General features: G+C 39.4%; 15 protein-coding genes. 11 read left to right on the top strand and 4 right to left on the bottom strand.

The features are described from left to right. Window position 1: 1 nt before the first annotated feature. Window positions 2-670: a hypothetical protein gene (locus C4B60_RS13245; protein ID WP_104058507.1), complete on the bottom strand. Its 669-nt coding sequence runs from the start codon at window positions 668-670 to the stop codon at window positions 2-4. 361 nt (window positions 671-1,031) lie between these two features. Here C4B60_RS13245 and C4B60_RS13240 point away from each other — a divergent pair, with 361 nt between their 5' ends. From C4B60_RS13240 to C4B60_RS13235, 3 genes are all read left to right on the top strand, one after another. Next, on the top strand, window positions 1,032-1,217 hold the full coding sequence (locus C4B60_RS13240) for a hypothetical protein (RefSeq protein ID WP_104058506.1): 186 nt from the start codon (window positions 1,032-1,034) through the stop codon (window positions 1,215-1,217). Window positions 1,218-1,602: 385 nt separating this feature from the next. After that, window positions 1,603-1,743, top strand: coding sequence for a YwzD family small protein (locus C4B60_RS21495; RefSeq protein ID WP_167578664.1), 141 nt, complete (start codon window positions 1,603-1,605; stop codon window positions 1,741-1,743). A gap of 124 nt (window positions 1,744-1,867) precedes the next feature. Further along, the gene (locus C4B60_RS13235; protein ID WP_104058505.1) at window positions 1,868-4,267 is read left to right on the top strand and encodes a penicillin acylase family protein; all 2,400 of its coding nucleotides are present in this window, start codon (window positions 1,868-1,870) and stop codon (window positions 4,265-4,267) included. 48 nt (window positions 4,268-4,315) lie between these two features. Here the strand turns inward: C4B60_RS13235 and C4B60_RS13230 are convergent, their stop codons facing one another. Continuing rightward, window positions 4,316-5,254 (bottom strand): hypothetical protein, encoded by a 939-nt coding sequence (locus tag C4B60_RS13230; RefSeq protein WP_104058504.1) that lies wholly within the window; start codon window positions 5,252-5,254, stop codon window positions 4,316-4,318. A 628-nt stretch (window positions 5,255-5,882) separates the two neighbouring features. After that, entirely contained in the window at window positions 5,883-6,923 is a 1,041-nt protein-coding gene (locus C4B60_RS13225) for a sugar-transfer associated ATP-grasp domain-containing protein (protein ID WP_104058503.1), read from the bottom strand. 149 nt (window positions 6,924-7,072) lie between these two features. On the opposite strand from C4B60_RS13225, the gene C4B60_RS13220 reads away from it, so the two are divergent. Continuing rightward, window positions 7,073-7,543 (top strand): DinB family protein, encoded by a 471-nt coding sequence (locus C4B60_RS13220; RefSeq protein ID WP_104058502.1) that lies wholly within the window; start codon window positions 7,073-7,075, stop codon window positions 7,541-7,543. A gap of 167 nt (window positions 7,544-7,710) precedes the next feature. Beyond that, a complete protein-coding gene (locus tag C4B60_RS13215; protein ID WP_104058501.1) occupies window positions 7,711-8,223 on the top strand; it encodes a hypothetical protein in 513 nt (170 codons plus the stop codon). Window positions 8,224-8,526: 303 nt separating this feature from the next. Here C4B60_RS13215 and C4B60_RS13210 read toward each other — a convergent pair whose 3' ends face one another. After that, window positions 8,527-8,727, bottom strand: coding sequence for a hypothetical protein (locus C4B60_RS13210; RefSeq protein ID WP_104058500.1), 201 nt, complete (start codon window positions 8,725-8,727; stop codon window positions 8,527-8,529). 749 nt (window positions 8,728-9,476) lie between these two features. Here C4B60_RS13210 and C4B60_RS13205 point away from each other — a divergent pair. The 6 genes from C4B60_RS13205 to C4B60_RS13180 all read left to right on the top strand — a co-directional run bounded on the left by C4B60_RS13205 (window position 9,477) and on the right by C4B60_RS13180 (window position 16,147). Next, on the top strand, window positions 9,477-10,325 hold the full coding sequence (locus C4B60_RS13205; RefSeq protein ID WP_167578663.1) for an STAS domain-containing protein: 849 nt from the start codon (window positions 9,477-9,479) through the stop codon (window positions 10,323-10,325). A gap of 867 nt (window positions 10,326-11,192) precedes the next feature. After that, window positions 11,193-12,080 (top strand): UTP--glucose-1-phosphate uridylyltransferase GalU, encoded by an 888-nt coding sequence (gene galU / locus C4B60_RS13200; RefSeq protein WP_104058498.1) that lies wholly within the window; start codon window positions 11,193-11,195, stop codon window positions 12,078-12,080. Window position 12,081: 1 nt separating this feature from the next. After that, window positions 12,082-12,750, top strand: coding sequence for a sugar transferase (locus C4B60_RS13195; protein WP_104058497.1), 669 nt, complete (start codon window positions 12,082-12,084; stop codon window positions 12,748-12,750). A 24-nt stretch (window positions 12,751-12,774) separates the two neighbouring features. After that, window positions 12,775-13,716: a GDP-L-fucose synthase gene (fcl, locus tag C4B60_RS13190; RefSeq protein ID WP_104058496.1), complete on the top strand. Its 942-nt coding sequence runs from the start codon at window positions 12,775-12,777 to the stop codon at window positions 13,714-13,716. A 24-nt stretch (window positions 13,717-13,740) separates the two neighbouring features. After that, window positions 13,741-14,820 carry a GDP-mannose 4,6-dehydratase gene (gene gmd, locus C4B60_RS13185; RefSeq protein ID WP_104058495.1) on the top strand — a complete coding sequence of 360 codons (1,080 nt, stop codon included), beginning with the start codon at window positions 13,741-13,743 and terminating at the stop codon, window positions 14,818-14,820. Window positions 14,821-14,944: 124 nt separating this feature from the next. Next, on the top strand, window positions 14,945-16,147 hold the full coding sequence (locus C4B60_RS13180) for a glycosyltransferase (RefSeq protein ID WP_104058494.1): 1,203 nt from the start codon (window positions 14,945-14,947) through the stop codon (window positions 16,145-16,147). Window positions 16,148-16,156: the final 9 nt, after the last annotated feature.

The raw sequence follows: 16,156 nt of genomic DNA, 5'->3' as shown, positions 1-16,156 counted from the left end.
TTTAGCTAAACAGCAGATGATGAAAATTAATGAGCGAAAATGTCGCAGTAATGGCCCAGAATAGAAGATTAAGCAGAAGTACGATCATAATCACAGCCCACCATTTTAACGTGGTAATCGAGCGAAGTGATAAAAACTGCCAATACATCACCCACAGCTTAAAAAGGGAGATGCAGCCAAGAAAATAAATTGTCCAGTGGTGGGTAGTGAATAATTGCCCAATCACCCCCCACGAAAAAGGAGAGGAATACCAGTTAATTCCCTGCCATACCATAAGTGCCACATAGCTTAGCTGCTCTAAGAGTAGGATTGAGAGCGGGAAAAGCTGAAGAACAAATACCTCGCGAAACGAATACCCCCTTCTTGCAAGCAGCCAGAAAAGAAGCGTTGGCATAAGAAGCAGGATTGCTGGATATCCGATCCCAAGAAGGACTCTTCCTAGAAAGAAATAAAAACGCTGGAGGTCATGAGTCAGGCCATAAAAGGTGATAAACTGACCGGACCATCGCTCAGTTCCCATGCCAATCCACCCGGCAGCACCAAAAATAAGGATGCTAATAATAAAAAGAGCGACAACATTCCGTTTTATATGTAAAAAAGAATCACTCATCTTCCAATTCTCAAGGAAAACCAAGGGCGCTTTTAACCCTCTTATAAGGCTAAACTTCATAAAGGAACCTCCCAAACTGTCATGCTCCTTTTATTGTAAACTAAAAATGAGAAAGTTGTCACTGCTAGAAACATTTTCTAGAAAATTGTCATAAAGGAAGGTGAAAAACATAGTTATTAAAAAGCGCACAAAAAAGGAGGGAAAAAAAGATATCTCAGTTAGAGGAAAAAATAGTAAATAGGTAGGATCATATTACTTATAAAGGGTGAACTTTTATAAAAGAAACCTGATAAATTTGAACTAAATAATGATATTTCAGTGACAAACCATTAAAAAAGTATGACAAGGTGAATGTTATCCATTAAAATGAACATACCGGAAAAACAATTTTAAATATTCTAACATCTAAGGGGGAAATGAAATGAGTGCATCCAATGTAACGTTCGAACAGCTCCAAAAGGATTTTGAACAAAACTTAGATCGAGATCTCGAAAAAAAAGAACTCGATTTTTTACACTGGTTAGCAGACAAAACGCCCGTTGAAGAATTTTCCGCTTTCACCATGTACCTTTACAAGGGAATTGTCCCCTGTACTCCTCAGGCATAGCCTCTCAAGCCTACATAATGAAAAATGGAAGAAGGAAAGGCGTGCAAAATGATCTTTTACTTATGGAAGGTCTATGCCTTTTTTAATACAACCCTGCTAAAAATAAGGCTTCCTAGGCGCTTAGATCAGGGTGAATTTCGTTTTAGCTGAAGCAGGGGCAGGTTATTGCCAGGCTTTCAAAGCCATAAATAGTAAAAAACTGCTTCAGCCACTTCAACAGTCAGTCAGCCCCTAAACCATTATTTTCAATTACCTCCAAGGACTCCGAATAAAGATCATTCCAGAAAATGAGAATAAAATAGAAAAAACAGTGCTTTTGACTCGTTTTGTCGATAGACTGGTAGGGTATTAGTATCCCTGTAATCGATTAAAACGAAGCGGAGCGATGGAAATGGATACACAGCAGCCTTCTGTACAAGGCGATAAGCTTGCCGTGCTGTTGGAACAGGCTCATAAAAAAGGCACCGAAGAAGAGCTCACGACAGCCCAAATGATTGACTGGCTGGCAGGCGAACTAAAAAAATAAATGGATGGACCTGCACATATAGGCTGCAGGTTTTTTTATATGAAGGTTTCTTAAACAAGGTTGTTTACATAAAAGGAATTCCCTCTCAAAAAGTAGAATACAAATACATAAGGGGGAATGGGGGATGAGAAAGATCAAAGAGAATCAAGCCGAGCCTTCGCGAAAGGGGAAGCGTGGGCTCGTAAAAAAGTCACTCCTGTGGTTTGGGGTTATTGTCGCAGTACTGCTTATTGGGGGCTTTTTATTTATTAACTGGTATGTCGGAAGATCACTTGCCGTTATTGAAGGCGAGCTTGAGGTCCCGGTGCTGTCAGAAACGGTAACTGTGACAAGGGATGCTGATGGTGTGCCTCATATCGAAGCCCGCAGTGAAGCGGATCTTTACCGCGCTCAAGGGTTCGTTCAGGCACAGGACAGGCTGTTTCAAATGGATTTAGCCAGGCGGCAGGCAAGCGGTAGGCTCTCAGAGGTAGTTGGAGATGCCGCGTTATCAACCGATCAGTTTTTCAGAAGCTTCAGTTTGCGTCATGCAGCAGAGCTTTCCTATGACGGCTACGGGGATGAAGCAAAAGACGTGCTCGCCTGGTATGCAGAAGGCGTTAATGCGTATATGGAAGCAGCTGAAGAAAATGGCACGCTGCCGTTTGAATTTCGCATTTTAGGCTACAAGCCGGAAGAATGGACAGAAATCGATTCGCTGACGATCGGCAAATACATGGCGTATGACCTTGGCGGGAACTGGTCAACGCTTGCGTTCAGACACTGGGCGACAGGTGAGTTCCCCGAAGACAAAGCTAGAGAACTTTTTATTACGTATCCTGAAAATGCACCAGCGATTATAGAAGCAAATAAAGAACAAAAAGTACAGGTTGCCGGGGAATTCATAGATGCACCGATTCCGCATCCGTTTAACGGCAGCAACAACTGGGTTGTATCAGGCGACCGCACAGAAAGCGGCATGCCATTGCTTGCAGATGACCCGCATCTCGGCCTTGGCACACCATCCATTTGGTATCAGATGCACTTAACGTCACCAGAGCAAAACGTAAGCGGCGTCATTTTTGCAGGGATCCCTGGCATCATTCTCGGTCATAACGATGAAATCGCCTGGGGTGTGACAAATGTAGGACCCGATGTACAGGACTTATATATCGAGCAGCCAAATCCTGAGAACCCGAACCAGTTTTTATATGAAGGGGAATGGGTGGATGCTGAAGTGAGGGACGAACCGATTGGCATCAAGGGGGAGGACCCGGTTGATTTTCAGGTCGTCACCACCCGTCATGGTCCGATTATTTCAACGACAGCTGATGGGGAAGAAGGACCTGCTTTTTCCATGCAGTGGACAGCACTCGAGCCGACACTTGAGCTTCAGGCTGTACTGAATATGAATAAAGCATCAAATTGGGATGAATTTGAACAGGCGCTCGAGGACTTTCACTCGCCTGCACAAAACTTTGTTTTTGCTGCTAAAGACGGCACGATTGCCTATAAAGCAAATGGACGGATTCCAATTAGAAAAACAGGGGACGGACAGCTTCCTGTACCGGGGGATTCAGGCGACTATGAGTGGACAGGCTATGTACCGTATGGTGAACTGCCGACTGTGGTAAATCCGGATTCAGGCTTTATCGCAACGGCAAATAATGCGGTAGTAGATGACAGCTATCCGTATCATATTACAGATTTCTGGGCCCAGCCCTACCGCTATAAGCGCATCGTTGAAGTGCTTGAGGAAAATGATGCCGTAACGGCTGAAGACATGATGGCGCTTCAGATGGATCAGAAGAATCTGTACGCGGAAGAGTTTCTTGATTCAATGATTGCTACTGTACGCAGAGGAGAAAAGGGTGAGGAGTTTAAAGAAGAGCTCGACCTTTTAGAAGAGTGGAACCGGGTGGATGATAAAAAAGAAGCTGCACCGTTGCTGTTCCATTTATGGATCAAGGAGCTTCCGATTGTATTATTTAACGAAGAAATGCCAAAGGATGTCCTGGGTATGTTTTCAGGGAAAAATCACGTCACCGATCAAATGATGCGTGATGCCTTTGGGGGTGATGAAGGCGTATGGGTGAGTGAATACGGCGGCGTGGAGAAATGGCTGACCGATTCTTTTTCAAATGTTCAGCAGGCGGTCACAAAAGAGTTTGGCGATGACTTAAGTAAATGGCAGTGGGGAGATTATCACCAGGTATATTTTGAGCATCCGCTCTCAGGTGCATCACCAGTCTTAAAATGGCTCTTTAACCGAGAGGACCCAATTCCGGTTGGCGGAAGCCAGATCACCGTTCAGGCAGCATCGTACGGACCGGACGGTATTGTTGATCACGGCGGCTCATGGCGTTTTGTCGCAGATTTAAGCGATCTGTCTAAGGCCTACCATATTGTCGGACCGGGACAAGCAGGTCATATTAAATCACCGTGGTACCAGGACCAGATCGATGACTGGGTAAAAGGCAATTACCATGAAACAGTGATTGATCAGGAGCAGGTAACAGGGGATACACTGACACTTAAGCCTTAAAAGAACAAAGTAAAGCCCGAAAAGCGCATCTGCTTTTCGGGCTCTGTTTTATTCTTCGTGATATTGGCTTTCCAACAGCTTCTCCATGTATTCGTTTCCATTTGGGGTCAGCTGGTAATTCATTTGGCCGTCGACCTTGATTTTTTCCACTCTCGGTCGGGAGCGGCTTAAGGCAATTTGTACAGCCTTTGGTGAGTGGCTTAGAGAAAACAGCTCCGTTAAAATGTCATACACATCCTGTGCGGACAAATACATGAAGTCAAGCTCACGTTTATAAATGTAGAGAATGCTGAGTGCCTGATCCTCCAGGCGCTCTAAGGTCTGTGGGTTAGGGTTATGCTCCAGGTTCAGCTCATCAAGTGAAAAGGCGAGGAGCTTTTCGCGCCGATCTGAGCGGGAGCGGCCGGTTGTCGGTTTGCTTTCAGGGAACGCTTTATTGGTGACAAGCTCGTTTACGTACTGAATGCCGGCTTCTGTGATTTCGTAGTTTTTCTGCAGATCAAGAAGGCCTGATTCATGCAGATACCCTTTTTTTACACAGGTGTGAATGCTTAAGTGGATATTGTTAGGCACATTATGTCTGGCATCGCGGAATTGCTTTCGGATTGATTTGGCAGTGAAGGCCTGCTGCTGCCTGTGCTTGAACAGGTAGTAGGCCATCGCAAGTGTGTATTGCCACTCAGAGCCGATCGGCAGTTCTTCTAAAAAGGCTTGGATATCGTTTTTTTGCTCAGAATCGATGTCAGATGAAGCGGCTTTTTTTGTTTCTTCTGTATGTTTTGGTTCTGTGTAAGTAGGTGTGATGGGTGCATTGGCAGTGGGAAAGGATGGTTTTGCTGTTGCCTGAGCGGTTTGTTTTTCGCTCATGAGCTTGTTCAGGTAGGAGGAAGCGACTTCCTCGTGCCGGGTGATAAAGGCTTCGTCGCCTGTTACCGAATATTCAAAGTCCTTGTAGCGGATGCTGAAGTGATAGTCCTGCGCTGTCATCAATGGTTCCTCCTCATTCTGAGCCCTTTTTATACGGTCATAGATATATTTTTGTATTTATTCCCATTATAGTCCTTTTGTTCTCTATTTACAACATAAAGTTCTTAATAAAGAACTATTTTGTGTGAAAGTGAGGCTTTTGAAATTATGGAGTTATGGGCTTGTCCTGCTATCGTGGGCTGATTTGCGCTTCAGGGGAACGCTTTCCGCGGGGAGGGGCTTGAGCTAACTTGCTGCGCAAGTGGATCTCAAGCTCCCTCTTCATCCCGCAGGAGTCGTCCCCTTTCGCTCCAATCAGCTGGGGAGGGAGTAATTTAGCTCTTCGGAATTTAAATGTTATGAATAAACTCTCTTAATGAAGTCATTCTATCGAAAATAATATTTTTGGTGATGTAATAGGGGGGCTGATTTGCGCTTCAGGTGGAGGCTTTCCGCGGGGAGGGCTTGAGCTAACTTGCTAGCGCAAGGGATCTCAAGCTCCCTCTTCATCCCGCAGGAGTCAGCCCCTTCCGCTCCAATCAGCTTGGGTGGGGAATTTGTTTGGTTCTTTATAATTTTAATGCTATGGAAAGCTAATGATACTAGCTTTAATACCGCGCTTTATGTTCCAACGGTACGATTAACTTATTTATATATACTTCGCAAAAATCTCCTTGTACCTGGAATGATTCTTAAACCCACCACAGGCCATCTGAGCCATGATGAGATGGGGGTTGTCGTTGGCTTCTATGATGATGGGGCCGGTTTCGGTGAGGGCCAGGTCCCAGCCGATGAATTCATTTTCGAATAAGCGGGCTGCTTGGGTGAGGATGTGGGTGATTTGTTCGGGGTGTGGGAGTGTTGTTCCGTCAAAGATGTAGTTTGTGCTGGGGTGTTTTGTATAGGATTTACCTCCGCTGCTTAGGAAGGCATTTGCTTTTTTGATTAGAGACCAGTTATCGGTGCGGAGGGGGATGAAGATGCCACCGGCGCTTGCATTGTCCATGACATTTCCGCGGGAGCCAAAACGCATTAAAGCGGAGACGATTTCTACGTTGTTTGTTTTTTTGTCTAAAAAAGTGTGGATTCTGAGGGTGTTCAGGCTATTTGGGTAGATCTCATTTATTTTATGGTGCTGAATGACTGTTTCCTGAAATATAAAGCTTTCCTTATCCAGTAAACGATATAGCTCGGTAAGCTTAAATAAAGAAATAGGTCCTCGGTCAAACTTAAATGTATGTTTTCCGGCTTCTCCATCGACAGGCTTTACGAAAATAGAGCGGCTTTGGGATGCATTCACGAGTTTTATAAGCAGTTCTTTCAATTGTGAGTCGTTTGTCAAAACGATTTCTTCTTCATTAAAACGAATGGTTTTCCCGGTGCTATGAGCGATTATTTTAGGGGTGTGAACGTCATTTGAAAGCAGGATTTCACTAAATGTAAGCTTGTTTTCTAAGTTATCGTTTCTTCCATTTGGATAGAAATAGTGAATGATGATGTTACATACTTTTTTATGGCCGATATAATTCCGATAATCCGCTGCACCTTTTTTATATAAAAGGCTGGTGAAATAATAGTAAGGCAGTTCCTTTTCTATAAGTACGCAATGGATGGCTTCTTTTAGGATTTGATAAATGGGTTTTCGTTCTTTGTCTTTCATGACGGTTCTTAGGTACTTAACCATGTTCATTCATTCATTTCTCCTTTTAGCTTTTTCGCAGGTGGTGACTTATCTGTATCTTATGTGTATGGATATCTCGTGTTGCCTACTGAAAAGAACTACATATACGAACATTAGTTCGCTATAATAGAATAGATCTTTTTAAAGGAGGAATTTTAATGAGTTCTGTTGATGCAATCATCTTGAATTTTTCTGAAATTAGAAGAAGGAGTATAAAACTCTGGAGATCGATTCCTGAAGAAAAGCTGCACTGGAAGCCGGATGATTCGGCTATGAGCTGTATTGAAATGGTAAGGCATGTATTAGAAAGTGAGCATTATTATCACCTGGCTATTAAAAAAAAGGGAAGCCTTTCTGTATTTACTTCTCCTTTTGAAAATAGGCCGTTCACAACTGTTGAAGCTGAACTAGCGTTTGCAGAGCCATACCGCAATGAATTTATCGAAACTGTTCAATCCTTTTCAGAAGATGATTTGAAGAACATCCAAATTGACCGATCTGACGCTGGTTACATTAGACCGTTAGATGACATGCTGATGCGGGTTGCCTACCATGAAGCTGTTCATACAGGTCAATTATTGGATTATTTAAGATCAGCGGGTGTGCAGAGAATAAGTATCTGGGATTAACCTGAGACTGCCTTTTGCGAATTCTTTCGGGTAAACAGTCTTATATTCTAGAGGACTAATCGCCGTTTCAGCCAACTGCGCGCTAGTGGATTTTCGCATTCCGAAGTTTGAGTTGCTTCTAAATCGGTCATATATAGACTAATTAAGAGGTGAAAGGGGAATGCCATATGCTGCTAGAGCCAGTGGGGCAGGTTTTATTTATGGAGATAAGCAAGCAGCTCCGGGATTTAAAGTGGACGGTAAATGATCAGGACTTTCATAAGGAGGGTGCGATCACAGAAGCGGACTATTTACTTCCTGAGCAGTTGATTAATCGTGAAGACAATCCGGAGCTCGTAAAACGGGTAGCGACGGTAAAATATGAAGGAACGGCTGAACAGTTTGGACGAAATGATATTGAGGGTATTCGGATTTCTTTTTATGTGGAGCAAATTGAGGCGCTTGGTTTGAAGGAAGTAATCAGCGGGATCGAAGAATTCCAGGTTGAAAAGAATGAGGACGTAATCGAGTATTTCATTGATAAACCATATGCGGATGACGCGGTTCAGTTTTGGCTGAATAAGCTGTTTACGAATCTGTCGATCAAGATGGAGGATATATACGGAGATCAAATCAAGGATATTCCGATTGTGTTATTGCCAACGAAGCTGCAGGAGCTGCCAATTACGAATGAGTCGTAGGATATAGGAGAACACCCCTTTAAGCCATGCGAGGGGTGTTTAATTCTGCGGCTCAAAATTGATTAATTCTTTAATTTTATTAGCGTTTTCTTCATCTACTGAATAATACTCTTCATTCATTAATCCCCTGGAAAAAACTTTCGTATCATCTCCCTGAAGCCATACATTATAAAACGATAGAGAGCCTTCAATTAACTACTTTTAACTTTCAATCTAATAGATATTAATAGTGAATCTATTACCATAACGCAAAATAAAAACGCCCTGAAAAGAGCGTTTTTGTTTTAAAGATATAAGTATAGATTACCGATATCGCTCTTCTGCCTGCGTTTCGACCATCCAGTTGCGGAAGGTGTGGAGTCCGATAATAAAAAAGATTAAGAAAAGTTCGATTAAAAAAGACTCATTTAGCGCTGGCGGAAAGCTTCTTGTGAAGAGTTTTAAGGATACGTAGAGTACTAATACCCCTGATGAGACGAGATACAGTACGTTCAAAAGCTTCAAGGCAAGCACCTCCTTATGCGGTATTTCTCGTGGCGGGTTACTTTATATAAGGACCCTTGACTAAGGGATAAGAGCGTTACTTGGATTTTAAAAATCGGGTATTCGCCAATTTTACAGGAAGGAACGATGAATAAGATGGAAGGACAGAGGGCTTCAGGCAATCATTTATGAAGAAGTTCCTGATTGGAAGTTCTTTAGTGTTTAGAAGCTCTTTACGCATCTTGTTTCGCCTCCTTTTGTTTCTATAGATTAATCCTATACCCTAAAAATGGGTGGTTCAATAAAATATCTGTTATTTAATGGTACTGTAATTTAAATAACATATAGTTAAAGGTTTATGTCGAATAGTTGTAAAATTTGTGAGGGTTTTTGTAATGTTATGGGGTTGTTTGTCATAGTGGGGGATTGAGTGTTGTTAAGTATTCAGTACTCCTGGAGGTTGAGGGTGATTTCCGCTTTAGGGGGACGCTTTCCGCGGGGCTTGAGCTAACTTGCTTTTAGCAAGTGGATCTCAAGCTCCCGCTTCATCCCGCTGGAGTCGCCCCCTTACGCTGCAATCACCCTTGTGGTAAGTACTCTTTGTGTGCTTTTAAGTTTGTTGTAAGACAAAACCTTTTATTAACAAAGTGATAGCATTTCAATTCTAAAATAATGAATGTAAAGGTTTAAAGTCTATGTGAAAGGGTATTAAGAGACGGTTTGATAGAATTGCATCTAATTTTGATTGCTGGGAAAGGATGTACTACATAATGCCTGAACTAACTGAGAAGACGCTCCGTTCGTTGACGGAGAAAATCCTTGATCGGAAAGAAGAGCTTGCTCAACAAATTACGGAAAAACAAAATCATACATATCATTCGTTAAAGGACTTTTCAGATACGCTCATTCCATTACGGGAAGATTTAGTGGGAATTTATGCAGAGGCTTTAATTCTAAATGCAGGTGAACGTTCGGAGAAAATGGAGAAGTGGGGACGGGAAGCGGGGAAGAGATGTGCTGAGCTTGGTGTTACACTTGAATCCATGCTGAAGGAAGTGCCGCATTATCGCACTGCGATTGGTGAATTGATTAAAGAAGAAGCGATTAAGCTTGATCTGTCACTGAGCCGCTTTTATGATGTGCTAGCTGTGCTCGACCAGTCTGTCAGTGACATTGTTTATTATTTCTGCCTGCCATTTGTAGAGGTGCAGCATAATAGCCTGAAAGCTTCACAGGATCAGATGCTTGAGATGTCAGTGCCGGTTGTTCCAGTAGATGACGGAGTAGCAGTGCTGCCTTTAGTGGGAACCATTGATACCCATCGTGCAAAGCTGGTTATTGAAGAATCACTTACGAAATGCCTGGAGCTTAATATTGAAGAATTCGTTATCGATCTTTCAGGAGTAGCCATGGTGGATACGTTTGTTGCTCAAAAGCTTTTTCAGGTGATGGACTCGCTAAAGCTTATTGGGGTTAAACCAAAGATAACCGGGATATCACCGGAGATGGCACAGACGATTGTGCAGCTCGGTTTGGACTTTAAGGATATTCCTTCTTATGCGACGTTAAAGTCAGCTTTGAGGGAGATTGGATTTGAGCGGGAGCTTGTTAAAAATTAGATAACTGAATTAATCCCATCACGACGATAGTTGCTGATGGGGTTTTTTTATGGAAAGAAGATTAGTTGAATTAAATTTATATAATTTTAATTAAATTTTTATCAACAAATAAAATAATATATGAAAAATACAATAGTATTTTATTATTTTGGATAAAAATCCTACTGAAAATACCGGTATTAAGTGAAATGGTAAAATGAAAGGAAATTATGTCTTTTTATTCCTATGAATTTGAGATATAATTCTCATTGTGAAGAATTGTGAAAACTTTACCTTGTAAAGTATCACAACACTTTAGAGGCAATAATATTATTAAAGATTTAATAATATTTAAAATATTATTAATAAGGAAAGACCTTCCTAAAATTGATAAATTAGTTTTCGTACTTCCTGAAAAATGTTGTAATTTATCGAATCTTGTCTAATCAAAAAGAATTAGAATTATTTATTTAAATTATAAATCTTAAGTCCCGACAAATAATTATATATTAGTATATAATTCCTTGAAATTTGAACCCAGTTTTTACAGTTTTTTTATATTACTTGTCTATTCAGCCAATCATTTCTATGCTATTATACCTTTGTGGGTTAGAAGGCAGTTGATTGGTATAATAGAATTATTTTTACGTACTAGTTTGCGTTCTACTGGTAATGTCTCCAATTCCACTATCAATGGGGGCACTCGGTCACACTGTGGGAATACAGTAATTTATGCCTTAGACATTCGTTGTCATTGGTGTGACGTGAGGGTGGGTTAAATGCCCTAATTTTATAAAATATTAAACAATAAATATCTAATGAAAGGGCATACAATTGTATGGTATTTCATTAGATATTTATTTTTTAAGAGCTATAGGGGGAATTACATTGAAAAAAATTAGAAAAGCAATTATACCTGCAGCAGGATTAGGTACCAGATTTTTACCAGCTACAAAGGCTTTGCCAAAAGAAATGCTGCCAATTGTTGATAAGCCAACGATTCAATACATAATTGAAGAGGCAATTGCATCAGGAATTGAAGATATTATTATTGTTACGGGAAAAGGAAAACGTGCAATTGAGGATCATTTTGATAATGCACCTGAACTTGAAGCAAATCTATATGAAAAAGGAAAGATTGATTTACTGGAAAAGGTTCAGGCAGCTGGTAATTTAGGGAATATCCACTATATTCGTCAAAAAAACCCTCGGGGTTTAGGTCATGCAGTACTTTGTGCAAAGCAATTTATTGGTGATGAGCCATTTGCTGTTTTGTTAGGTGATGACATAGTTGAAAGTGATACACCATGCACACTGCAGTTAATGCAGCAATATAAAGAAACAGGTTCATCCGTAATTGGTGTTCAATCAGTGCCAAGTAAAGACACTCATAGATATGGAATTGTGGCACCGTCTGACCAAAATGGACGCCTTCACACTGTAGAAAAATTTGTGGAGAAGCCAGCGCAAGGAACTGCGCCATCAAATCTAGCTATAATGGGACGATACATTCTTACCCCTGAAATTTTCGAAATTCTTGAAAACCAAGTCGAAGGTGCCGGTGGAGAAATACAGTTAACGGATGCAATTGAAACGTTGAACCAGAATCAACCTGTTTATGCATATGATTTTGAAGGGGAGAGGTATGATGTTGGTGAAAAACTTGGATTCGTAAAGACTACTATTGAGTTCGCTCTTAGAAACGATGAGATATCTGCAGACGTGTTAAATTATCTTACAGAGGTTTTGAATAGCAGAAAAGTCGAGGTGAAATAAATTGGAAAAAAGAAGTTACGAAGAAATCTCACAAACCGGATATCCAAATGACAATCTTTTTTATGATATTTCTAAGAGAATACTAGACGTGGCTGGAGCATTGTTTGGAGTATTAATATGTCTGTTTTTTGCAGTAATTTTATCGCCATTTTATATTTTCGGGAAAAATAAAGGGCCAATGGTTTTTAAGCAGTTAAGAACCGGTAAAAATGGCGATGCTTTTTATATATATAAATTTCGGTCGATGGTAATTAACGCAGAGCAAGAATTAAAAAATAATAAAATCTTGTATAAAAAGTATATAGAAAATAACTATAAATTAGAACAACATGAAGACCCGCGTATTACTAAGTTAGGGGCATTTATTCGAAAAACTAGCATAGACGAATTCCCTCAATTCATTAATGTGTTAAAAGGGGATATGAGCCTTGTTGGACCAAGACCTGTTGTAGAGGAAGAATTAAGAGAATATGGTCAGTTTAAACATGTTTTTTTAGCTGTAAAGCCTGGTATAACTGGCTATTGGCAGGCTAGTGGCAGAAGTGATGTTGGATACCCTGAAAGAACTGACATTGAATTATACTACATTTATAATAAATCATTAAAGTTAGATATAAAAATTATAATTAAAACTGTATTGTCTGTTATTAAGGTAAAGGGAGCATATTAAATAAGAGAAGGGTAAGTGTGCTAATTGAATAAACAATCTAAAATTTATATAGCTGGTCACAGAGGTCTAGTTGGTTCTGCCATATATCGTTATTTATTAAAAGAAGGCTACAAAAATATTATTGTGAAAACAAGTAAAGAGCTAGACTTGCGGAATAAAGAAGCAGTTGATAATTTCTTTGAGCGAGAAAAGCCTGAGTATGTCTTTTTAGCAGCTGCTAAGGTCGGAGGGATCATTGCTAACAATGAATATCCAGCGGACTTTATACGAGATAATTTGTTAATCCAAACAAACGTAATACATGCATCTTATTGTAATCAAGTAGAAAAACTTTTATTCTTGGGAAGTACTTGTATCTATCCTAAATTAGCACCTCAACCTATGAAAGAGGAATACCTTCTTACTGGAGAACTTGAACCTACGAATGAGCCTTATGCCATTGCTAAGATTGCGGGTATAAAAATGTGTGAGTCTTATAATCGACAATATGGCACAAAGTATATTTCAGCAATGCCAACCAATCTATATGGACCGAATGATAATTTTGATTTACATACTTCCCATGTATTGCCAGCATTACTTCGTAAATTTCATGAAGCTAAAGAAAAAAATGCACCTTTTGTTGAAATGTGGGGCACAGGAACTCCAAAGAGAGAATTCTTATATTCTGATGACTTAGCAGAAGCATGTGTATTCCTAATGAACAATTATGATGGGAATGAAATTGTAAACATTGGAGTTGGTAACGATATAAGTATAAAAGATCTTGGGGAGAAAGTGAAAGCTGTAATCGGATACGAAGGGGATATCAAATTTGACACAACAAAACCAGATGGGACACCTAGAAAGCTTGTCGCCGTTGAGAAGATTAACGGTTTAGGATGGAAAGCTGCGACTCCTTTTGATGAAGGATTAAAGAAAGCATACAGATGGTTTTTAGAAAACGAACTAACAAAAATTAATTAAGTGAAGCCCATACTGGAGGATATTATGAAAAAAGCATTAGTAACAGGTGTTACAGGACAAGATGGATCATATTTAGCAGAGTTTTTATTAGATAAAGGATATGAAGTGCATGGATTAATTCGACGTAGTTCTTCATACAACCAAGAGCGATTAGAAGATCTTCTCACAGAAGAAGAAGCGAATGCACTTTTAAATAATTCAAATTTCCACCTTCATTATGGAGACGTTACGGATGCTCTTAATGTTACACGTATAATAAGTGAAATTAAGCCAGATGAAATTTACAATCTAGCGGCGCAATCACATGTTCGGGTGTCATTTGATATGCCAGGTTATACCTTAGATGTTGATGCTAAAGGAACTTTAAATATACTTGAAGCTGTCCGCATATTAAGTCTTACTGAAAAAACTCGAGTTTATCAAGCATCCACCTCTGAGCTATATGGAAAGGTACAAGAAGTACCTCAAAAAGAAACAACTCCATTCTATCCTCGATCGCCTTATGGAGTGGCAAAGATTTATGGTTTTTGGATTACTAAAAATTATCGTGAATCCTATAATATGTTTGCTGTAAACGGGATCTTGTTTAATCATGAATCAGAGCGTCGGGGTGAAACTTTTGTAACACGTAAAATTACACTGGCAGCATCTCGAATAGCCCAAGGTAAGCAGGAAAAACTATTTTTAGGTAACCTTAACTCACTACGAGATTGGGGCTATGCAAAAGATTATGTGGAATGTATGTGGTTGATACTTCAGCACGACAAACCAGAAGACTTTGTTATTGCTACTGGTGAAATGCATACAGTACGTGAGTTTGTAGAATTTGCTTTTAAGCATACTGGGATTCATATTGAATGGCAAGGTGATGGGATTGATGAGAAAGGGATCAATAAAGAAACAGGTGAAGTAATTGTGGAAGTGGATCCTAAATTCTTCCGTCCCGCTGAAGTTGAACAGTTATTAGGTGATCCCACTAAATCAAAAACTTTACTAGGATGGAACCCAACTAAAACTTCATTTGAACAATTGGTTCAAATTATGGTTGAAGCTGATATGAGAAAGGTAGAAAACGAAGAGAAGGTTAAAGTAATGTTTGACTGATGTATTTAAAAAATAAAACTCCATGTGGTCACTTAATATTTAAAATTGACCACATGAAGTTCAAAATTCTTTTATAGAAGAAACATATTTAAAAAGTTAATTTTTTGAGAGGAGATTAATATTTTTGAAACTTCTATTAGTAGTAGATAATCACCTAATTAGAACTCCAGATGGAAAAGTATGGAGCAAAGGGATATATGATTATTCTTTTTTCTCAAGATATTTGGCTGCATTTGAGAAAGTAAACGTTGCAATACGAATAAAAGACGTTAAAAAAGAATATAATGGATATCCCAATCTCTGTAGTGGACCAGGTGTTAATTTTCTACCAATACCTGATTTTTATGGAATAAAAGGATATTTAAAGAATTATATTTCTGTTAAAAGAGCGATAAAGAAATATAGTGAAGACTGCGATTGTGCAATAGTACGCATACCAAGTGCTATAGGTTTTCAATTCGCATCAAAATTGCGATTAATAAAGCCTTTAGGATTAGAAGTAGTAGTAGATCCCTGGGATTTTGCTGCACCAAAGATGCTAAAATCTAAATTTAGACCTTTTATCCGTGTGCTTTGGACCTACAAACTTAAAAAGTTATGTAAAGAGGTTAATGGCGTTGCTTATGTAACACAATTTGCATTACAAGAACGCTATCCTTCTTATGTCCACCTGCATGGGGAGTCAAAAAAATATTTCACTTCTTATTATTCTTCAGCAAACATAAAAGAGGATTTTTATATGAATCCTAAAGTCTATAATCAAAAGAAAAAAAAATTTCAGATTATACACGTTGCTAATGCAATTAATTCCTTCGTAAAGGGACATAAAGAGTTAATAGAAGCTATAAGTATTTTGAAAGATAAGGATATTGAATTATCAGTTAAATTTGTTGGAGACGGAGAACTAATTCCTCATTTTGAGGAATATGCTAAATCTCTGGAAGTTGAAAATAGAATTAACTTTGTAGGGCGTATTCCTGACAGAGAATCGATGAAACAAGAGTTACGCGAAAGTGATCTTTTCGTTTTTCCGACACATGGAGAGGGGCTTCCACGAGTTTTAATTGAAGCTATGGCTGTAGGGCTTCCGTGTATATCAACTAACATTAATGGAATACCAGAACTATTAAAAGAGGAGTTTATGGTTGAAGTCGGCGATGTAGAATCCTTAGCTCAAAAAATAGAAAAATTAACTTCAAATCCCCAATTATTAACTGAAGCCAGTAAGGCTTCAGTTGAAAAAGCCCAACAATATAAAGAAGATATACTTCAAATTCGAAGAAAAGAATTTTATAGCCAACTTAAAAACCTTGCAAGTACTAATTGACAATAAATA

Source organism: Jeotgalibacillus proteolyticus (genome assembly GCF_002926065.1).
GTDB classification, from domain to species: Bacteria; Bacillota; Bacilli; order Bacillales; family Jeotgalibacillaceae; genus Jeotgalibacillus; species Jeotgalibacillus proteolyticus.
Note: the sequence above shows the minus strand (reverse complement) of the source record. Positions and strands in the feature narration are given on the sequence as shown.

Excerpts from the sequence above, each read along its gene's own strand:
- C4B60_RS13245 (WP_104058507.1), bottom strand. The coding sequence starts at position 670 with ATGAAGTTTAGCCTTATAAGAGGGTTAAAAGCGCCCTTGGTTTTCCTT.
- C4B60_RS13240 (WP_104058506.1), top strand. The coding sequence starts at position 1,032 with ATGAGTGCATCCAATGTAACGTTCGAACAGCTCCAAAAGGATTTTGAA.
- C4B60_RS21495 (WP_167578664.1), top strand. The coding sequence starts at position 1,603 with ATGGAAATGGATACACAGCAGCCTTCTGTACAAGGCGATAAGCTTGCC.
- C4B60_RS13235 (WP_104058505.1), top strand. The coding sequence starts at position 1,868 with ATGAGAAAGATCAAAGAGAATCAAGCCGAGCCTTCGCGAAAGGGGAAG.
- C4B60_RS13230 (WP_104058504.1), bottom strand. The coding sequence starts at position 5,254 with ATGACAGCGCAGGACTATCACTTCAGCATCCGCTACAAGGACTTTGAA.
- C4B60_RS13225 (WP_104058503.1), bottom strand. The coding sequence starts at position 6,923 with ATGAACATGGTTAAGTACCTAAGAACCGTCATGAAAGACAAAGAACGA.
- C4B60_RS13220 (WP_104058502.1), top strand. The coding sequence starts at position 7,073 with ATGAGTTCTGTTGATGCAATCATCTTGAATTTTTCTGAAATTAGAAGA.
- C4B60_RS13215 (WP_104058501.1), top strand. The coding sequence starts at position 7,711 with ATGCTGCTAGAGCCAGTGGGGCAGGTTTTATTTATGGAGATAAGCAAG.
- C4B60_RS13205 (WP_167578663.1), top strand. The coding sequence starts at position 9,477 with ATGCCTGAACTAACTGAGAAGACGCTCCGTTCGTTGACGGAGAAAATC.
- gmd (WP_104058495.1), top strand. The coding sequence starts at position 13,741 with ATGAAAAAAGCATTAGTAACAGGTGTTACAGGACAAGATGGATCATAT.